Here is an 18,853-nt window from a genome sequence, read left to right on the forward strand (position 1 = left end):
CGGGCTAGGAGCTCCAGACGTCCTCGTGCAGGTGGACGATCAGCCACTCGCGCCCGAAGCGGCGCAGGACCGCCGTGGTGCGGTCGATCTCGGGCGGGGGCACCGTGCCGTCCTCGCGCGGCAGCATGTCCACCCGCAGCAGGTAGGACGCCACCGCCGTGTCGCCCCACACGCGCACGACCTCGTCGTACGCCGTCAGGCCGGCCTCGCCCGAGGACGGCGGGCGGGCGGCGCGCACCCGGTCCAGGTCCGCCCGGCCCTCGATCAGGGCGGGGACCACGGAGTCCCAGATGGTGGCCTCCGGGTGCAGGCGGCGGTCGATCTCCGCCCGGTCTCCCGCCACGTAGGCGTCGTACATCCCGGTGATCACCGACCAGACGGCCGCCGTGTCCCCGGTCTCGTCCAGGACCGTCACTGTCCTCGTTCCTCTCTCAGCACGCGGCAGGCCAGGTGCAGCGCCAGCCGCTGGGCGGGTTCCTCCAGGTCGAAGCCGAGCGCGCGCACCCGGTCCAGGCGGGCGGCCACCGTGTTGCGGTGCACCCCCAGCCGCTCGGCCGCCGCCGTCGGCGACCCCGTGTCCAGCACGGCCGCCAGGGTGGCGATGAGCACCCCGTCGCGGTCGGCCGCCAGCAGCGGGGCCAGCACCGCGCGGGCCGGGGCGGCCAGGGTGTCCACCGGCAGCGCCGCCAGGAGCTGGGCGGGGCCCACCTCGTCGGCGCGCACCAGCGTCCCCGCGGACCCGGCCACCACCGACGCCGCCCGCGCGTCCGCCAGCGCGCCGCCCAGCCCGGCCACCCCGTCGGCCACCCCGCTCAGCCCCGCCGAGCAGGGCGCGGGCAGCCGCCCGGGCAGCGCCCGCAGCGCCGCGTCCAGCCCGGGGTCCGGCGGGCACCACCCGGCCCAGCCGTCCTCGTGCCGCACCAGCGGCCGGTCGAACGAGGCGGCCACCCCCGGCGTGTGCCGCGCCAGGTCCTCCGGCGCCAGCGGCGGCACGGGCCGCAGCACGTACGCCACCAGCGGGCCGTGCACCGCCCAGCCCAGCGCCGCCGCGTCGCGCAGCGCCCCCTCGTCGCCCGGGTCGCGCAGCAGCCGGTCCAGCAGCGCCGACCCGAACGCGGCCTCGCGCGCCGCCGCCAGCCGGGCCCGCGCGGCCCACGCCGTCAGCGGCGCGACGGCCAGCTCCAGCACCGCCGCCACCACGGCCGGCCAGCCCGGCGAGCGCGGGGGGCCGGCCGCGCGCAGCCGCGCCAGCTCCTCCCCGCCCGGCCCGGGCACCGCGACCTCGGCCAGCGGCGGCCCCGCCAGCCCGGCCCGGCTGCCGGCCAGCACCGTCCCGGCCGCGTCCACGAGCGCCACCGACGCCCCCGCCAGCTCCGCGTTCAGGACCCCGACCACGCGCCGCGCCGACGTGCCCGCCCGCGCCAGCTCCTGGGCGCACCGCGCCACGAGCTGGGTCCTGGCGGCCGCCGGGCGGGCCGCGGCGGTCGCGATCCGCACCGCCGTGATCAGCGGGTCCTCCGACACCACGAGCAGCGGCACGCCCAGCCGTACGGCCAGCGACCCGGTCGAGTCCGCGCTCACCGCCGCGGCCGGGGCCACCACGCACGCCGCCGCCTGCTCCCAGGCCCGCCGCAGCGCCATCTCCACGGCCCAGCCGCCCTCGGCCGCCGCCCCGGTCAGCACCACCGCCGTGTGCGGCGTGATCGACGCCAGCACCTCCAGCCGGTCGGCGATCCGCACGTCCCGCACCTCGCCGCCGCCGTCCCGGGGGCCCAGCAGCACCGCCTCGCCCAGCGGGCCGCCGTGCACCAGCTCGGCGACCGTGATCGCCGACTCCCACCCCGCCGCGCTCATCCCGGCACCCCCAGCCCGAAGACCTGCGGGCCCCCCAGCGCGCGGCCCGCCCCGGTGTGCCAGGCGGGCGCCGCCCGGAGCACCACGACCTCCACGTCCATCCCGGCCGCGGCCCGGTCCACGTCCACCACGGTGCCGTCGGCCGTCGAGATGAGGCAGATCTGGTCCGGCGCCGTCGCCGCGACCGCGCCGTCCGCCAGCGCCATCAGGATCTCGTTGTAGGCCTCCAGCCGGATCAGCCGCGCCAGGCCCCCGTGCTCCCGCACCAGGATGCTCGCCGGGCGCGACGGCAGCCGCCGCCCCGGCCCCGGCTCGGGCCCCTGCTCCACCGCCGTGACCCGGCCCGAGCACAGCACGCGCACGCCGTACGGCGCGGCCACGGCGCGCGGCGCCCCCGGCCGGCCCGCCGCCACCAGCCGCGACACCGACCCCGGCACCAGCGACTCGGCCAGTTTCCCGGCCCGCGCCGGGTAGCACGCGGCCACCACCCAGCCCCCCGCCGCCAGCACCAGCGGCCGCACCAGCTCCTCGACCCGCTGCGCCGCGCTGTCGACCACCACGACGTCGCCCAGCGGCCCGGCGAGCGCCAGCGGCGCGGGCGTCACCCCGCCCAGCGCGAAGGTCGTCTGCTCCAGCAGCGGGAACACCCGCCCCGTGCCGTCCCCGTCCACCAGCGGCACCCCCAGCGAGGCGGCGGCGACCAGCGGCAGCAGCGCGTTCTCGGCGGCGGTGTTCAGCGGGACCACCGCGGCGATCCGCTCCCCGAGCCGCCCCTCAAGCGCCCGCACCGCCCGGACCGGCTCGTCCCCGCCGGGCAGGTACTCCCCGAACGCCGTCGTCGAGCCCACCAGGCTCACCGCCGCCACCATCGCGTCCGGCGGCAGCTCCCCGGCGTCCACCAGCGGCACCGGCCCGTTCGCCGTCAGCAGCCCGCGCGCCCACTCGCGCGCCGCCCGGAACGAGGAGTCGGCCGCCCCGGGCGCGAACACGCGCGACCCCGCCGCCAGGAAGCCCAGCTCCCCGGCCCCGACCGCGTTCGCGCGCGCGGCGTCCCCCGCGCGGTCCCTCGGGTCGTCTTCCACACCGCCCCCGGTCATCCGGTCGTCCCGGCCGCCACGACGCGCACCCGGTAGAGCCCGTCGGGCAGGTACGACAGGGGGTTGCGGCTCACCGACGCCACCCGCGCCGAACCCGGCGCCGCCCCCGCGCTCACCACGCGCGCCAGCGCCTCGTCCCGCGCGTCCGCCAGCTCGTGCTCCAGCTCGGCCCGCCCCGTGGCGTACACGATCCGCTCCACCTCCGCGCTCACCTGCGCCGCGGCCGCCCCGACCGCGCCCGCGAGCTCCGCACCCGCCGGCACCGTCCAGTCCGGCCCGAGCGCCGCCGCCACGTCCGGCCGCTCGCCCGCCCGGTCCGCCCCGCCCGCGTCCCCCGCCTTGCGGCAGGCGCCGCCGACCAGGAGCGAGGGCAGGCCCGGCGCGGCGCGGCGCAGCGCGGCCACCCCCTCGAGCAGTTCCTCCCGGCCCGCCGGCAGGACGGCGCGGCGCAGCATCGGCAGGGACATGTTCAGGGGGACACCGCCGGGGGAGAGGCCGGGCAGGTCCGCGCCGCCGCCGGGGCCCGGGCGGGGCCGCCCCGCCTCCACCACGCCGAGCCGCACCTCGCGCGGCGAGGCGTCCGCCACGATCGCCGAGTCCACCCCGGCCAGCCGTACGGCGCCCGCCAGCGCGGACCCCGCCGCCGAGGCGTGGGCGACCACCGGGTAGCGGCGGTAGTACTCGGCCCCGACCAGGCCGCCGGCGTTGCGGGCGAAGCAGAGCGGCGCGCCGATCCCGGCCCGCGCCAGCACGTCCCCGGCCTCGTCGGCCAGGCGCTCCGCGGCCGGGCGCAGCGCCGCGTTGAGCACCGCGCTGTTCTCGCGCTCCCGCAGCCCGGGGCGGCCGAACTCGTACGACAGGGTGATCCGCGCCCCCGGGACCTCGGCGGCGATCAGCGCGGCGGCCGCCAGCTCGTGCGCGGCGCTCGTCGGCGACCCCGCCGCCGTCACCGCGAACGAGGTCAGCCCCGCCCGCCCGGCCTCGGCCGCGAACGCCCGCACCGCGTCCCGGTCCAGCGGCGCCAGCGGGAACCCGGTCAGCGTGTGCCCGCCGCGCACCACGGCGGTACGGCTCGCGCCCCGCACCCGCTCCGGCCACCCGGCCAGCGGGCCCAGCGCGGCGTGCGCGGGCGCCCCGATCCGCAGCACCCCCACCGGCTCCAGCTCGCCGGCGGGCAGGTCCGCGGTCACCACGACCGCCTCCGCGCCGCCGTACGGCCCGCCCGCGCCCGGCCCCGGCGCGGATGCTCGGACACCAGGCGAACCGGGGGAGCCGCGGGAGTCGCGGCGATCGGCGGAGCCGCGCGGCCCGGGACCGCCGCCGAGACCGGGGGCGTCGCCGAGATGGAGGGAGTCGCGCAGGGCGGGGGATTCGCGCAGGGCGGTCAGGGCGCGGCGGAGCGAGACGGCGACGCCGCCGCGCGCCGGGACCGAGACCCCCACGACCAGGGCGCCGTCGCGGAGGGCCGCGACCTTGGTCGCGACCCGCCCCGCGTCGACGCCCAGCCTCACTCCAGGTCCGCGCCTTCGGTCTCCGGCAGCGGCAGCGCCAGCAGCACGGTCACCACGAGGAACGCGTTGATGAAGACCATCGTGGTGGCGAACCCGGACGCGCCCTCCAGCAGCCGGCCCACGGCGTAGGGGGCGAGGCTGGTGGCCAGGAGCTGCGCGGTCGTCGCCCAGGAGTACCCGGTGCCGCGCAGCGCGGTCGGGTAGAACTCGCCGTTCCAGGTGTTCCACACGCCCCAGGCGCCCAGGCTGAAGAACGCCAGCACGAAGTTGCCGATGTACAGGTCGGCCAGGCTGTCGGCCGCGGCGAAGTAGAACCCGCCGAGCGCCGCCGCGACCACGTACGCCAGGAAGACCTTCTTGCGGCCGAAGCGCCCGGTCAGGATCGACGCGCTCACGTACCCGGGGATCATGAAGAGCGCGCTCAGCGCGACGAAGCCCAGGCTGCCCGGCGTGCTCAGCCCCTTCTCCTGCAGGAGCGTCGGCAGCCACGTCTGCAGCCCCCAGTAGCCCCAGTTGAAGGCGAAGTTCACCAGCAGCATCACCACGGTGATCTTCTTGAGGCGGCCGCGCAGCAGCCCCAGCGGGCTCCCGGCCCGCTCGCTCGCGACGGTCAGCTCCACGTCGTCGGCGACGTCCCGCGCGCCCAGGTACCGCAGCACCTCGCGCGCCTCGGCCTGCCGCCCGCGCTGCGCCAGCCAGTACGGCGACTCCGGCACCCAGGCGCGCACGGCCAGCGCCCACAGGCCCGCCGCCGCGCTCGCGATCACCACGACGCGCCAGCCCATCGAGCCGAACGCCAGGGTCGCGCCGATCGCGGCGAGCATGCCGATCGGCCACCCGATCGACAGGTAGACGGCGGCCCGGCCGCGCCAGCGCACCGGCAGCGTCTCCAGGAAGTACGGGAACGTGATCGTGTAGACGCCCGCGAGGGCCAGCCCCGACAGCACGCGCAGCGCGAACAGCGTCTCGTAGTTGGGCGCGAACGCGGTGGCCAGGGCGATGACGCCGTACGCCACCAGGCTCCACAGGCAGGTGGGACGGCGGCCGATCCGGTCGGCGACCGGGCCCCAGACGAGGGCTCCGGGGATCATGCCGATGGCGACGGCCGACAGCAGCCAGCCGACGGCGCCCTCGTCGGCGCCGAGCGCCGTCCCGAGGTCGCCCGCGACGTAGACGAGGGCGAGCTGCTCCCAGGACTCGATGACGAAGGCGATGAACAGCGCGAGCGCGATGAGCGCGTGGCGCCGGGTGAACGGCATGCGCTCGAACGCGGCGCCGACGGGCATGCTCCGCGCGTAGCCGGGGGAGCGGGGGACTCCGGGGGATGAGGCGGTGGGGGAAGCGGTGGTCATGGCCGGCCCTCCAAGGTTCGCGGCGGCCCAGTTCGAAGGTTCGCCGGACGATAGGGCGGCCGCACCGCCGGGAGACTGTGCCGGACGCACAGCCGGAGCGCCGCGCACCGTGCGCGACGCACCCCTCGGGCCGTTCCCGGCCGTGGCCAACTCCCCACCCCAAGCAGGCTATCTGAGCGTTCTCGCAGCTCAGACGGCCTGCCCAGATCGTCGCGGGCGCATGCCGTACGGCGGGGCGGGCGCGGGGCGCGGGCGCGAGCCGTACGGCGGGCGGGACAGGGGGTGTGACAGGAGGGGTGCAAGTGGCATAAGCCACAGTCCGCACAAATCGGTATCAATTCCGACCAGATGGTATAGATCCGCTTGACGCCCGCTTTGCCTGGCCAAAAGGATCTCCCAGCACGGGTCCGTCAGGAGACCCGCTGAGGAGGATTGATGGTTCGCAGACGCAAGCTTCTGGCCGGCGCCGCAGCCACCGTCGCGCTGGCGGGTACTCTCGCCGGGCTTGCGACGAGTGGGGCGAGCGCGGCGGTGACCGCCGCTTCGGCCAAGGCCGCGGCGGGTAGCGCCCCGGGTGAGTTCCTTGTGGTGTTCAAGCAGGGGCAGCGCGAGGCCGCCCTCGGCGCGATCAAGGGGAACGGCGGCGTCGTCGTCAAGGAGGACGCCAAGCTGGGCTACGCCCTCGTCCGCGCCTTCGGCGCCAACTTCGCCGAGGGCGTCTCCGAGAGCCGCTCCGCCATCGTCGGCGTGGCCCGCAACCAGCCCATCGGCCACGTCCCCAAGGGCCAGGGCATCCCGCAGCCCCGTGACGTCAAGGGCGAGGACGACAAGGTCAACGCCAAGCGCGGCACCCGCGTGACCGGCGCCACCCCCACCGCCGCCACCGCCCCCAAGGCGAAGAAGGGCGAGGAGCCGCTCGCCGGCCTCCAGTGGGACATGAAGATGATCGGCGCCACCGCGACCGGCTCCCACGCCAAGGAGCGCGGCAGCAAGAAGGTGCTCGTCGGCGTCATCGACACCGGCATCGACGGCAAGCACCCCGACATCGCGCCGAACTTCAACCGCGAGCTCTCCCGCAACTTCACCGTCGACATCCCCCACGACGCCAACGGCGCCGAGATCGACGGCAAGTGTGAGTACGCCAACTGCGTCGACCCCGCCGACGTCGACCACGACGGCCACGGCACCCACGTCGCGAGCACCATCGGCTCCCCGATCAACGGCCTCGGCATGGCCGGCATCGCGCCGAACGTCAGCCTCGTCAACCTGCGCGCCGGCCAGGACTCGGGCTACTTCTTCCTCAAGCCCACCCTCGACGCCCTCACCTACGCGGGCGACAAGGGCATCGACGTCGTCAACATGAGCTTCTACGTCGACCCCTGGCTCTACAACTGCGCCGGCAACGCGGCCGACTCCCCGGCGGAGTCCTCCGAGCAGCGCGCGATCATCGAGGCCACCCAGCGCGCCGTCAACTACGCGCGCGCCCGCGGCGTCACCCTGATCTCCGCCCTCGGCAACGACGCCACCGACCTGGGCAACCCCAAGGTCGACGAGTCCAGCCCCGGCTTCCCCAAGGGCGCCGAGAAGACCCGCAAGGTCGACAACACCTGCGTCGACGTCCCCACCGAGCTCCAGGGCGTCATCTCGGTCTCGTCCGTCGGCCAGTCCAAGCGCAAGGCGTACTACTCGAACTACGGCATCGAGCAGACCGACCTGGCCGCGCCCGGCGGTGACACCTACGACAACAAGACCAAGCAGCGCGACGTGCGCGGCGCCATCCTCGCCGCCGCCCCGGCCAACGTGCTCTGGCGCGACGGCCTGCTCAACAAGAACGGCACGCCCAAGAAGGACTCCGGCGTGATCCGCGACTGCAAGCCGGGCAAGGGCTGCGCGTACTACCAGTACCTCCAGGGCACCTCCATGGCCGCCCCGCACGCCACCGGCGTCGCCGCGCTGATCATCAGCCGCTTCGGCAACGGGAAGCTCAGCCCCTCCATCACCGAGGCGCGCCTGTACTCCACCGCGACCGACACCGCGTGCCCGTCGCCGCGCACCTACACCTACACCCGCTACCCGGTCGACCCGGAGACGGGCAAGCCGACCAAGGTCACCGACAGCCACACCTGCGTCGGCACCAAGGTCAAGAACGGCTTCTACGGCCGCGGCATCGTCAACGCCCTCGCCGCCGCCACCGCCAAGCGCTGACGGCCGGGTGAACCCACCCGCCTGAGAGGCGAGACCACCCAGTACGGCTCGCGCCGGGCCCGGCCCGGCGCGAGCCGTACCGCCGTCTCCGGGCCGCCCGGCGGGAGCCGTAGCGCCGTATCGGGGACGGCCGGATTATCGTGGGGTCATGGGCTACCGGCTGCTCGCCGACGGCGCCATGGTCGTCCACTTCGCCTTCCTCGCCTACGTCGTGCTCGGCGGATACCTCGCCTGGAGGTGGCCCCGCACGATCTGGCTCCACCTCGCCTGCGCCGCCTGGGGCCTCGCGAGCGTCACGCTCCGGCTCGAATGCCCCCTCACCCACGCCGAGCACTGGGCCCGCGTCCGGGCCGGGGAGCGAGGGCTGCCGCCCAGCGGGTTCATCGACCACTACATCGAGGGCGTGATCTACCCCCAGGCGTACGCCGGGGCGCTCCAGGCCCTCGCCGCCCTCGCCGTCGCCGTCTCCTGGGGCGTCCTCGCCGCGCGTCTGATTCGTACAAGACGGGCCGGGAAGTCCGCTCCTAGGGTGAACCCATGAACGTGCGACTCAAAGTGGTCGAGCTGGTGGTCCAGGACATGGGCCGCTCGCTCGCCTTCTACCGCCTCCTCGGCCTCGACGTCCCCGCCGCCGCCGACGGCGAGCCCCACGTGGAGCACGAGCTCCCCGGCGGCCTCAAGATCGCCTGGGACACCGTGGAGACCATCGAGTCCTTCCACCCGGGCTTCACCTTCCACCCCGGCGCGGGCAACATGGCCCTGGCCTTCGAGGCGGACTCCCCGGAGGAGGTGGACAAGGTCTACGCCGAGCTCACCGCCGCCGGATACGAGGGCGAGATGGAGCCCTTCGACGCCTTCTGGGGCCAGCGCTACGCCGTGGTCCACGACCCGGACGGCAACGGCGTCGACATCTTCGCCCCCCTGCCCCGCTAGCACACGCCGTCCACACCGCGATCTCGCGATCCCCGCGCGCCGGGGATCGCGAGATCGCCGGCGGGCCTCAGAGCAGCGCCGTGAGGGGCACCCCCGCCAGGCGGCGCACGTCCCGGGCCAGATGCGCCTGGTCGGCGTACCCGCTCAGGTACGCCACCTCCGCCAGGTCCACCCCCCGCCGGGCCAGCCGCAGCGCCCGCTGGAACCGGATCACCCGCTGGAGCACCTTCGGGCCGTACCCGAAGGCCGAAAGGCTCCGCCGGTGCAACTGCCGCTCGCTCAGCCCCAGATCCCGCGCCACCTCCGCCACCCGGCCGCCGGACCGCAGGGCCTCCGCCACCGCGGCCGCCGCCGGATCCGCCCGCGAGGCCGCCAGGCGCCGCCGTACCTCGTCCTCCAGGACGCCCAGCCGGGCGTCCCCGCCAGGACCCCGCGCGGCCTCCTCCAGGCGCTCCACCGCCGCGCCGCCCCACAGCTCCCGCAGCGGCACCCGCGAATCCCGCAGCGCGTCGGCCGGGACCCCGAACAGGTCCCCCGCCGCGCCCGGCCGGAACCGCACCGCCGCGAACCGCTCACCCGCCCGCACCCGCGCCAGCACCGGCCCGGTGTCCGGGCCCGCCACGTGCAATCCGTCGCCGTCCCAGATGATGTCCATGGACCCGTCCGGCAGCACCCGGGCCGTCCGCTCCTCCGCGATCTCCTGCGTCCACAGCGCGGCCACCCGGCCGGCGAGGTCAGGACCGGGAGGAAGCTCCTGATAAGACATCTCTCGTGCGCACCTTCTTGTGCCTCCAGTCACATGGCAGTGGTCTGGACCAATTAGGGTAGGGGGGTGAGTCGTCGAGCCAAGATCGTCTGTACCCTCGGTCCCGCGACATCCTCTCCCGAGCGTATCCGCGAGCTCATCGCCGCCGGAATGGACGTCGCCCGCCTGAACATGAGCCACGGTACCCACGAGCAGCACCGCGAGGTGTACGAGCGGGTACGGCAGGCCGCCGCCGAGAGCGGCCGCGCCGTCGGGATCCTCGTGGACCTCCAGGGTCCCAAGATCCGCCTGGGCCGGTTCGCCGAAGGGCCCGTACGCCTCACCTTCGGCGACTCCTTCACGGTCACCACCGAGGACGTCCCCGGCAACCGCGAGATCGTCTCCACGGGCTACCAGGGCCTGCCCGGCGACGTCTCCGAGGGCGACAAGATCCTCGTGGACGACGGCCGGGTCGTCCTGGAGGTCACCCGGGTGGACGGCCCCCGCGTCGAGACCCGTGTCCTCGTCGGCGGCATGGTCTCCGACAACAAGGGCCTCAACCTCCCCGGCGTCGCCGTCTCCGTCCCCGCGATGACGGAGAAGGACGAGGAGGACCTCCGCTGGGGCCTGCGCATCGGCGCCGACATGGTCGCCCTGTCCTTCGTGCGCTCCCCGGCCGACGCCGCCATCGTCCGCGAGGTCATGGACGACGAGGGCATCCGCGTCCCGCTGCTCGCCAAGATCGAGAAGCCCCAGGCCGTCGAGGCCCTGCCCCAGGTCGTCGAGGCCTTCGACGGCATCATGGTCGCCCGCGGCGACCTCGGCGTCGAGCTGCCCCTGGAGCAGGTCCCCATCGTCCAGAAGCGCGCCATCGAGCTCTGCCGCGAGAAGGCCCGGCCGGTCATCGTCGCCACCCAGATGCTCGAATCCATGATCAGCAGCCCGCGCCCCACCCGGGCCGAGGCGAGCGACGTGGCCAACGCCGTGATCGACGGCGCCGACGCGGTCATGCTCTCCGGTGAGACCTCGGTGGGCTCCTATCCCATCGAGGCCGTCTCCACCATGGCCCGCATCGTGGTGGCCGCCGAGGAGTCCTCCCTGGAGGCCACCCACAGCCTGGAGCGCCGCCCGGAGACCACCGGCGGGGCCATCGCCCGCGCCGCCGCCGAGGTCGGCGCCATCGTCGGCGCCAAGGCCCTGGTCGCCTTCACCATGTCCGGCGAGACCGCCCGCCGCCTGGCCCGCTACCGCTCCTCGATCCCCCTGCTCGCCTTCACCTCGGTGGCGGCCGTGCGGGGCCAGCTCTCGCTGACCTGGGGCGTGGAGACCTTCGAGGTCCCCTTCGCCCACCACACCGACGAGATGGTCCACCAGGTCGAGGCGTCCCTCCTCTCCCACGGCCGCGGCGAGAAGGGCGACAAGGTCGTGATCGTCGCCGGCAGCCCGCCCGGCACCCCGGGCAGCACCAACGCCCTCCGGGTCCACACCCTCGGCAACGCCGTCTCCCACCCCCGCTGACCCCGTTCAGGGCCCGGCTTCCCCACCCGGCGGAGCCGGGCCTTCGGCGTACGGCGGCGCGCTCGATCAGTGCTTCGGCCCGGCGAACTCGTCGAGCGGCGCGACGGCCTCCCGCTCGGCCACTGAGTCCGTCGCCGGTTCGGCGTGCTTCCATTCGACGCCGGGACGATCCAGGGCCTCGGTGAAAAGGCCGGGGATGTCCTGGGGGACGTTGACGGAGAGGTGGCGAGGGTACTCGCACCGGTGATCCTCGCCAGGCGGGGCCGGTGCTCGGAGTGGCTCTTCACTCCCGTACGGCCGGGGGCGTCGCACGCGGCCGGGCTTGGACGAGGGCATGACCGCGCGGAACGCCTGACAGGCGCGTTCGATCAGGCCGGCCAGGAGTCGCCGCGACAGACGCGGGCGAACCGGAAAGTGTGAAGTGTGCCCCGGGTGGGATTCGAACCCACACTGTACGGATTTTGAGGCCGCCCTCTCATGCCAATTGGAGTACCGGGGCCCTTGTCCGAACTTGTCGCGACTAATCCCGACTTGTCCGGATCTGGTGCATGCCATCCTACCGATCACGTCCTGTGGGGGTGTGCCCGGAGGCTGGCGTGTTCCTAATGTAGCGGACCTCGGTACTCTCTTGGCGTGAGTACGCAGCGGCGCGTGGTGATCGCGGAAGATGAGGCACTGATCCGGCTCGATCTGAAGGAGATGCTGGAGGAGGACGGTTACGCCGTCGTCGGCGAGGCGGGGAACGGGGAGGAGGCCGTGCGGCTCGCGATGGAGCTGCGGCCGGACCTGGTGATCCTCGACGTGAAGATGCCCGTGCTCGACGGGATCTCCGCGGCGGAGCGGATCGTGGCCGAGCGGGTGGCGCCGTGCCTGATCCTGACCGCGTTCTCGCAGCGGGACCTCGTGGAGCGCGCGCGCGACGCGGGCGCGATGGCCTACCTGGTGAAGCCGTTCACCAAGGCCGACCTGGTGCCCGCGATCGAGATGGCGGTGAGCCGGCACGAGCAGATGGCCGCGCTGGAGGCCGAGGTCGGCACCCTCCAGGAGCGCCTGGAGACGCGCAAGCTGGTCGAGCGGGCCAAGGGCCTGCTGATGGTCGAGCACGGCTGGACCGAGCCGCAGGCGTTCCGCTGGATCCAGAAGGCGTCCATGGACCGCCGCCTGAGCATGCGCCGCGTCGCCGAGATCGTGGTCGAGGGCGCGAACCCCGCCGGGTCCGCCGCCCCCGCGGAGACACCGGCCGCCGGGGAGCCGGCCGAGTCCTGACCTCCTCGCGTCGCGGCCGCTTCGACGCCGTACGGCTTCCGCCCGCCCCGGGCGGCGCCGTACGGCGTTTTCGCGTTCAGGGGCGGGTCGTGATGCCTGGTCAGGGCCGCCGGGAGGGGCGCCGGACGGCGGAGGAGACGGTTCGGTCACGGGAGTGTGACGGGTGGGACTCGTGGGAGTGGGTGCGGTGTGACATCTCACGTTCCATATTTCCCGGAAGTGCCCTGTTTTCGCAGGTGAGAGCGTTTTTCTCACCTGTCTGCCCGTGGATGACCGGTCGTGATCGATTGGGGCTTCTGTAGGGGTCTTAGTGACTCTGTGTGCATCTGGAGTGTCTGATTGCTGTCCATTTGTGCACGGTCGTCGCCAGCCAGGCACGGAGTAGTAACGAAGCGGTAACACTGGGGGGCCCGTGTATCGACCCGTTACTTCCGCTGGCTGTACTACGGACACGTCCCCGGGCGGCTGACCCCGTGCCCGGGCCCCAGATGCGTACCCGACCCCCCGTGGGTCCGGAAAGGAAGGCAACCTTGCGGCCCAAACTGGTGCGCCTCGGCGGCATCGCCGCCGCCGGTATGGCGATCTCCCTCGGCCTCGCGGCGTGCGGCGGCGGCTCCGGGGGTGGAAAGGGTGGAGAAGGCGCCACCGAACTCACGATCGGCGTCATGGGCGACCTGACCGGTCCCGACCGGGCTCTGGTGATTCCCCCGGCCAACGGTGCTGAGCTGGCGGTCGAGGAGTACAACAAGAAGAACCCGAAGGTGAAGGTCAAGCTCAAGCGGTACGACACCCAGGGCAAGGCGGAGCAGGCCGTCAACCAGGTCAACCAGGCGATCAAGAAGGACAAGATCGCCGCCCTGATCGGCCCGGCCTTCTCCAGCGAGTCGCGTGCGGTCAACCCGATCCTGCAGACCAACAAGATCCCGAGCGTGACGCCGTCGGCGACCGCGACGGACCTGGGCAAGAGCGGCTGGAAGTACTGGCACCGGGTCGTCGCCAACGACGACGCCCAGGGCCCGCAGCTGGCCGAGTTCGTGCTCCGCACCGCGCAGCCCAAGAAGGCGTTCATGCTGAGCGACCAGGGTGAGTACGGCGTGGGCCTGGCCAAGTCGGTCGGCGACACGATGAAGGCCAAGGGTGTGCAGATCGCCGAGGACAAGGTCGACGCGCAGGCGTCCGACGTGTCCTCCACGGTCGCCAAGATCAAGTCGTTCCAGCCCGACTTCATCTTCGCCGGCGGTTACTACTCGTTCACCGGCAAGATGCTGAAGCAGATCCGTGACGCGGGCATCACCGCCCTGTACGCCTCGGGCGACGGCTCGGTGGACCCGGCGCTGGTGGACGCGGCGGGCAAGGAGCAGGCCGACAACGTCGTGCTGAGCTGCGCCTGCAAGATCCCGTTCAAGTCGACGGCCACCGAGCTGAAGACGTTCGCGGACGCGTACAAGGCGAAGTGGAACACCGACCCGCTGATCTACGGCACCGAGGGCTACGACGCGGCGAACGCGATCCTGAAGGCGATCGAGGCCGGCGCGACGACCTCCGAGCAGATCAACGAGAAGCTCAAGGCGACGGACTTCGCCGGTGTCTCCAAGCAGATCAAGTTCCAGGAGAACGGCGAGATCGCGACGAGCCTGATCTACGTCTACAAGGTCACCAAGGGAGAGATCTCCCTGCTGGGTGAGGCGGACAAGGCCGCGCTCCAGTAGTTCGACAGACAGCAGGGACTCATCTGACGGCGCGGGGGCGAGTGTGCTACAGCGCGCTCGCCCCCCGGCCCGCCCAGGGCTTTGCCGTCCCTTGTGAAGGCGACCCATGTTCCAAGAATTTCTGAACCAGTTCGGAACCAACACAGTCGGCGGCCTCACGGCCGGGGCCATCTACGCCCTCGTCGCGCTGGGCTACACAATGGTCTACGGCGTGCTCCGGCTGATCAACTTCGCGCACTCCGAGATCTTCATGATCGGCACCTTCGCGGCGCTGTTCGTGGTGCTCCAGTTCGGGATCACCGCGCCGACGGGGCTCGCGATGGTCGGCGTGCTCGTGATGCTGATCCTGGTCGCGATGGCGGCGTCCGGTGGAGCCGCCGTGCTCCTCGAACTGGCCGCGTATCGCCCGCTGCGGAAGCGGGGGGCGTCCCGGCTGGCGGCCCTGATCTCCGCGATCGGCGCATCGTTCTTCCTCCAGGAGCTCTTCAAGCTCGTCATCATCCAGCCGGTGTTCGACAAGCCCGGTGGCAACCAGATCGGCAGCCCGCGCTTCCTCGGTCGAGAGACGCTGTTCTCGATCGGCGACACCAAGGTGCAGCTCTACCACGTCATCATCGTGGTCTCCGCGATCATCATGATGATCGTGCTGGACCAGACGGTGACCCGGACCAAGATCGGCCGCGGCATCCGCGCGACGGCGCAGGACCCGGAGACGGCGGTCCTGATGGGCGTGAACATCGACGTGATCGTGCGGATGACGTTCCTGCTCGGCGGGGCCATGGCCGGTGTGGCCGCGGTGCTGTACCTCGGAGCGTACGAGAACACCAAGTTCGACATCGGTTTCCTCCTCGGCGTCAAGGCCTTCACGGCGGCGGTGCTCGGCGGCATCGGAAACCTGCGGGGCGCCCTGCTGGGCGGGTTCGCGCTGGGCCTGCTCGAGAACTGGGGAGCGGCCTTCTTCGGCTCCACCTGGCGCGACGTGATCGCCTTCACGGTTCTGGTGATCATCCTGATGTTCCGTCCCACCGGGATCCTCGGTGAGTCTCTCCAGCGGGCGCGAGCATGAGCGGGGGAAGCATGCGGAGCGAGACGAAGTCGAAGTCCGGCGCCGGCCTGGGCGGCCTGACCGACGGGCTCCACGGCTGGTGGCGGCGTGCCACCACGTGGCAGCGCTGGGCGGTCTACGTGGCGCTGATCGCGGTCGCGGCCGTGCTGCCGCACCCGGCGATCGGGAGCATCATGTCGCCCTCGGGCGACTGGGTGGGCGTCCTCGGCCAGCCCATCGGGATCTACGTCCTGCTGGCGGTGGGGCTCAACGTCGTGGTGGGCCAGGCGGGCCTGCTGGACCTGGGTTACGTGGCCTTCTTCGCGATCGGCGCGTACACCTGGGCGTACATGGGGACGCAGCTCGGCTGGACGTTCTGGCCGACGGTGCCCATCGCGATCGTGCTGACGGCGCTCGCCGGGGTGATCCTGGGCGCGCCGACGCTGCGGTTGCGCGGCGACTACCTGGCGATCGTGACGCTGGGTTTCGGGGAGATCGTGCGGATCGTGGCGGTGAACGCCAAGCCGCTGGGCGCGGCGGTGGGCCTGTCCGGCGTCCCGGCGCCGGTGCTGCCGGGCCTGGACTTCACCAACAACGCGCCGGCGTTCTACTACCTGATCCTGGGCCTGATCGTCCTGGTGATCATCTTCTCGTGGCGGCTGGAGCACAGCCGGGTGGGCCGCGCGTGGGCGGCGATCCGCGAGGACGAGGACGCGGCCGAGCTGATGGGCGTGCCGACGTTCAAGTTCAAGCTGCTGGCGTTCTTCATCGGCGCGATGATCGGCGGTCTGGCGGGTTCGGTGTACGCCGGGCAGCTCAACTACGCGAACCCGGGCATGTTCCCCTTCATCCTGTCGGCGACGATCCTGGTGTGCGTGGTGTTCGGCGGGTCGGGCAACCTGCCCGGCGTCATCCTGGGCGCCTTCGTGATCGCCTGGCTGCCGGAGTTCCTGCGGGCGTTCGAGGTGACGATCTTCGACTACCGCCTGGAGGAGTTCCGGATGCTGTTCTTCGGGCTCATCCTGGTGATCATGATGATCTTCCGGCCTGAGGGGCTGCTGCCGTCGCGGCGTCGCCGGGCGGAGCTGGCCGAGGGCACCGGAGGCATGGGTTCGATGGGTGCGGAGGTCGCCGGTCCCGGCGCGGACACCACCCAGGAGGCGGTGAGCAAGTGAGCGACGAGACTCCGATCCTCGAACTGCGCAAGCTCGTCATGCGCTTCGGCGGCGTGGTCGCGGTGCGCGGTGTCGATCTGTCCGTACGGCGGGGCGAGATCTTCTCGATCATCGGGCCGAACGGCGCGGGCAAGACGACGGTGTTCAACGCCATCACCGGGGTGTTCAAGCCGGCCGAGGGCGAGGTCCGCTTCGACGGGCAGAAGCTCAACGGCATGAAGCGCTTCCGGGTCACCAAGCTCGGCATCGCCCGCACGTTCCAGAACATCCGGCTGTTCCACAACATGTCGGCGCTGGAGAACGTGATGGTGGGGGCGGACGCCCACCACCGCACGGGCGCGGTCGGCGCGACGCTGGGCCTGCCCTGGCACCGCAAGGAGGAGCGGCAGGGCCGCGAGACCGCGCGGGAGCTGCTGAGCTTCGTCGGGATCGGCGGCAGCTCGGAGGAGACGGCCAAGAACCTGCCGTACGGCGACCAGCGCCGGCTGGAGATCGCGCGGGCGCTGGCGACGAATCCGAAGCTGCTCCTGCTCGACGAGCCGGCGGCGGGCATGAACCCGGCGGAGAAGCTGGCGCTGCAGGGCCTGATCCGCCGCATTCGCGACCGGGGCATCACCGTGCTGCTCATCGAGCACGACATGGGGCTGGTGATGGACATCAGCGACCGGATCGCCGTGCTCGACTTCGGCCAGAAGATCGCCGAAGGTCTGCCTCGTGAAGTGCAGAACAACCCGAAGGTCATCGAGGCGTACCTGGGGGCTCCCGCCGATGCTTCTTGAGATCGAGGACATCCACGTCCACTACGGAAAGATCGCGGCGCTCAAGGGCATCTCGATCGCGGTCGACGAGGGTGAGATCGTCACCCTCATCGGCGGCAACGGCGCGGGCAAGACCACGACGCTGAAGACGATCTCGGGCCTGCGCCCGCTGACCTCGGGCCGGATCACCTTCGCCGGCCAGGACATCAGCAAGATGCCCGGTCACAAGCGGGTCCTGGCCGGCATCGGCCAGGCCCCCGAGGGCCGCGGCATCTTCCCGGGCATGACCGTGCACGAGAACCTGCTGATGGGCGCGTACGCCCGCAAGGGCGAGGTCAAGGCCGAGCTGGACGAGGTGTACGACCTGTTCCCGCGCCTGGCGGAACGCCGTACCCAGGCCGGCGGCACGATGTCCGGCGGTGAGCAGCAGATGCTCGCCATCGGCCGCGCCATGATGACCAAGCCCAAGGTGCTCCTGCTCGACGAGCCGTCGATGGGCCTGGCCCCGATGCTGGTCGCCCAGATCTTCGAGATCATCCAGAAGATCAACGAGCGCGGCACCACCGTGCTGCTGGTCGAGCAGAACGCCCAGCAGGCGCTCCAGCTCGCCCACCGGGCGTACGTCATCGAGACGGGCCGCGTGGTCAAGTCGGCCCCCGCCAGCGACCTCCTCGACGACCCCGAGGTCCGCGCCGCCTACCTCGGCGGCGACCTGGGCGTCGACGGCGACGCCCCGCAGGACGGCGAGCCCGCCGCCAAGGAAGGCCAGGTGGCCACCCCCAACGGCGACGCCTCCACCCGCGAGGGCGCCTGACCCTCAACCGGCCCGCGGGCGCCCGGACGAACGGTCCGGGCGCCCGCTGCGTTCCCCGGCCGGCAGGTCGCGGCGCAGGATCGCGTCGTGCACGCCCCGCAGCTCGGCCCCGGGCTCGACGCCGAGCTCCGCCGCCAGCGTCTCCCGCGCCCGCTGATAGCTCCGTACGGCCCCGCCGACGTCTCCCGCGAGGTAGAGCCCGCGCATCAGCAGCGCCCAGGCGTGCTCCCGGGTGGGGTTCTCGTACAGGAAGGTCCGCAGCCGCGGGACCCACTCGGCGTGTTCGCCCAGGTGCAGCCCGGCGCGGGCGGCGTCCTCGAAGGCGGCGGCCCGCCGGTCCCGCAGCGCGTGGGCGCGGGTGGAGAGCAGGGGCCCCAGCGTGGCGTCCTGGAAGGGCTCGCCCCGCCAGTGGACGAGGGCGCGCTTCAGGAGCGGCGCGGCGGCGCGGCAGTCGCCCTCGGCGAGGGCTCTCCGGCCCTGCTCCGCGTCTCGCTCGAAGTCGCGCATGTCCAGGGAGCAGCGCGCCGAGTCGTATTCCAGGATGAGGCCGTCCGGCACGCCCGTCAGCCGGGCGGGGGCGTCGCCGTTCTCCCCGGCCGCCACCAGCAGCGCGCGCAGGCGGGAGGCGTAGGTGCGCAGGTTGGCGTGGGCGGATTTCGGGGGGTGGCCGCCCCACAGTTCCGCGATCGCGGTACAGGTCGGGAGCCTGGTGCCGGCGTGGACCAGGAGCAGCGCGAGAAGGGTGCGGACCTTCGCGGATCCGATTCTCGTCTGCTGTCCTTCTACGCCTGCCCTCACCGGTCCGAGTATCGCGAAGGAAAGCCTCAAGGATTCCCCCTACGACCATCCCGCGAGCGGTGACCCCACGTCG

General features: G+C 72.9%; 17 protein-coding genes and 1 tRNA gene. 10 read left to right on the plus strand and 8 right to left on the minus strand.

What is annotated here, in order from left to right; translation table 11 throughout:
• Positions 1 to 4: 4 nt before the first annotated feature.
• Genes D5H75_RS28390 through D5H75_RS28410 form a run of 5 tightly spaced genes read right to left on the minus strand, consistent with a single transcriptional unit; the run spans position 5 to position 5,814 of the window.
• Positions 5 to 415: a DUF4440 domain-containing protein gene (locus tag D5H75_RS28390; RefSeq protein WP_119929634.1), complete on the minus strand. Its 411-nt coding sequence runs from the start codon at positions 413 to 415 to the stop codon at positions 5 to 7.
• Positions 412 to 1,854 (minus strand): PucR family transcriptional regulator, encoded by a 1,443-nt coding sequence (locus D5H75_RS28395; RefSeq protein WP_119929635.1) that lies wholly within the window; start codon positions 1,852 to 1,854, stop codon positions 412 to 414. The genes D5H75_RS28390 and D5H75_RS28395 overlap by 4 nt, the downstream gene beginning before the upstream one ends.
• Positions 1,851 to 2,951, minus strand: a complete 1,101-nt coding sequence (locus D5H75_RS28400) for a DUF917 domain-containing protein (protein WP_119929764.1) — start codon at positions 2,949 to 2,951, stop codon at positions 1,851 to 1,853. The genes D5H75_RS28395 and D5H75_RS28400 overlap by 4 nt, the downstream gene beginning before the upstream one ends.
• Positions 2,948 to 4,462 carry a hydantoinase/oxoprolinase N-terminal domain-containing protein gene (locus D5H75_RS28405; RefSeq protein WP_119929636.1) on the minus strand — a complete coding sequence of 505 codons (1,515 nt, stop codon included), beginning with the start codon at positions 4,460 to 4,462 and terminating at the stop codon, positions 2,948 to 2,950. Before D5H75_RS28405 ends, D5H75_RS28400 begins: the two co-directional genes overlap by 4 nt.
• Entirely contained in the window at positions 4,459 to 5,814 is a 1,356-nt protein-coding gene (locus D5H75_RS28410; RefSeq protein ID WP_119929637.1) for an MFS transporter, read from the minus strand. Before D5H75_RS28410 ends, D5H75_RS28405 begins: the two co-directional genes overlap by 4 nt.
• Positions 5,815 to 6,249: 435 nt before the next feature.
• On the opposite strand from D5H75_RS28410, the gene D5H75_RS28415 reads away from it, so the two are divergent.
• From D5H75_RS28415 to D5H75_RS28425, 3 genes are all read left to right on the plus strand, one after another.
• Positions 6,250 to 8,019 carry a S8 family peptidase gene (locus D5H75_RS28415; protein ID WP_119929638.1) on the plus strand — a complete coding sequence of 590 codons (1,770 nt, stop codon included), beginning with the start codon at positions 6,250 to 6,252 and terminating at the stop codon, positions 8,017 to 8,019.
• Between the two features lie 148 nt (positions 8,020 to 8,167).
• Complete coding sequence (locus D5H75_RS28420; RefSeq protein WP_119929639.1) at positions 8,168 to 8,560, plus strand: DUF2784 domain-containing protein; 393 nt, start codon at positions 8,168 to 8,170, stop codon at positions 8,558 to 8,560.
• On the plus strand, positions 8,557 to 8,952 hold the full coding sequence (locus tag D5H75_RS28425; RefSeq protein WP_119929640.1) for a VOC family protein: 396 nt from the start codon (positions 8,557 to 8,559) through the stop codon (positions 8,950 to 8,952). The genes D5H75_RS28420 and D5H75_RS28425 overlap by 4 nt, the downstream gene beginning before the upstream one ends.
• A gap of 67 nt (positions 8,953 to 9,019) precedes the next feature.
• Here D5H75_RS28425 and D5H75_RS44300 read toward each other — a convergent pair whose 3' ends face one another.
• Positions 9,020 to 9,718 (minus strand): helix-turn-helix transcriptional regulator, encoded by a 699-nt coding sequence (locus D5H75_RS44300; protein ID WP_119929641.1) that lies wholly within the window; start codon positions 9,716 to 9,718, stop codon positions 9,020 to 9,022.
• Between the two features lie 66 nt (positions 9,719 to 9,784).
• Here D5H75_RS44300 and pyk point away from each other — a divergent pair, with 66 nt between their 5' ends.
• Positions 9,785 to 11,215 (plus strand): pyruvate kinase, encoded by a 1,431-nt coding sequence (pyk, locus tag D5H75_RS28435; protein WP_119929642.1) that lies wholly within the window; start codon positions 9,785 to 9,787, stop codon positions 11,213 to 11,215.
• A 424-nt stretch (positions 11,216 to 11,639) separates the two neighbouring features.
• Here pyk and D5H75_RS28440 read toward each other — a convergent pair.
• A tRNA-Leu gene (locus D5H75_RS28440) sits at positions 11,640 to 11,714 on the minus strand.
• Between the two features lie 134 nt (positions 11,715 to 11,848).
• On the opposite strand from D5H75_RS28440, the gene D5H75_RS28445 reads away from it, so the two are divergent.
• The 6 genes from D5H75_RS28445 (at position 11,849) to D5H75_RS28470 (ending at position 17,982) form a co-directional block, all read left to right on the plus strand.
• Positions 11,849 to 12,481 carry an ANTAR domain-containing response regulator gene (locus tag D5H75_RS28445; protein ID WP_422674061.1) on the plus strand — a complete coding sequence of 211 codons (633 nt, stop codon included), beginning with the start codon at positions 11,849 to 11,851 and terminating at the stop codon, positions 12,479 to 12,481.
• Positions 12,482 to 13,011: 530 nt separating this feature from the next.
• The gene (locus tag D5H75_RS28450) at positions 13,012 to 14,190 is read left to right on the plus strand and encodes a branched-chain amino acid ABC transporter substrate-binding protein (RefSeq protein ID WP_206781971.1); all 1,179 of its coding nucleotides are present in this window, start codon (positions 13,012 to 13,014) and stop codon (positions 14,188 to 14,190) included.
• Positions 14,191 to 14,296: 106 nt separating this feature from the next.
• Positions 14,297 to 15,256 carry a branched-chain amino acid ABC transporter permease gene (locus D5H75_RS28455; protein ID WP_119929644.1) on the plus strand — a complete coding sequence of 320 codons (960 nt, stop codon included), beginning with the start codon at positions 14,297 to 14,299 and terminating at the stop codon, positions 15,254 to 15,256.
• An 11-nt stretch (positions 15,257 to 15,267) separates the two neighbouring features.
• Positions 15,268 to 16,410 (plus strand): branched-chain amino acid ABC transporter permease, encoded by a 1,143-nt coding sequence (locus tag D5H75_RS28460; protein ID WP_119929645.1) that lies wholly within the window; start codon positions 15,268 to 15,270, stop codon positions 16,408 to 16,410.
• A gap of 38 nt (positions 16,411 to 16,448) precedes the next feature.
• A complete protein-coding gene (locus D5H75_RS28465) occupies positions 16,449 to 17,189 on the plus strand; it encodes an ABC transporter ATP-binding protein (RefSeq protein ID WP_119929766.1) in 741 nt (246 codons plus the stop codon).
• Complete coding sequence (locus D5H75_RS28470; protein ID WP_119929646.1) at positions 17,179 to 17,982, plus strand: ABC transporter ATP-binding protein; 804 nt, start codon at positions 17,179 to 17,181, stop codon at positions 17,980 to 17,982. Before D5H75_RS28465 ends, D5H75_RS28470 begins: the two co-directional genes overlap by 11 nt.
• A 3-nt stretch (positions 17,983 to 17,985) precedes the next feature.
• On the opposite strand, the gene D5H75_RS28475 is transcribed toward D5H75_RS28470, so the two are convergent.
• Positions 17,986 to 18,780, minus strand: coding sequence for an AfsR/SARP family transcriptional regulator (locus D5H75_RS28475; RefSeq protein WP_119929647.1), 795 nt, complete (start codon positions 18,778 to 18,780; stop codon positions 17,986 to 17,988).
• Positions 18,781 to 18,853: the final 73 nt, after the last annotated feature.

The sequence above is a fragment of the Bailinhaonella thermotolerans genome, assembly GCF_003594875.1.
Taxonomy (GTDB): domain Bacteria; phylum Actinomycetota; class Actinomycetes; order Streptosporangiales; family Streptosporangiaceae; genus Bailinhaonella; species Bailinhaonella thermotolerans.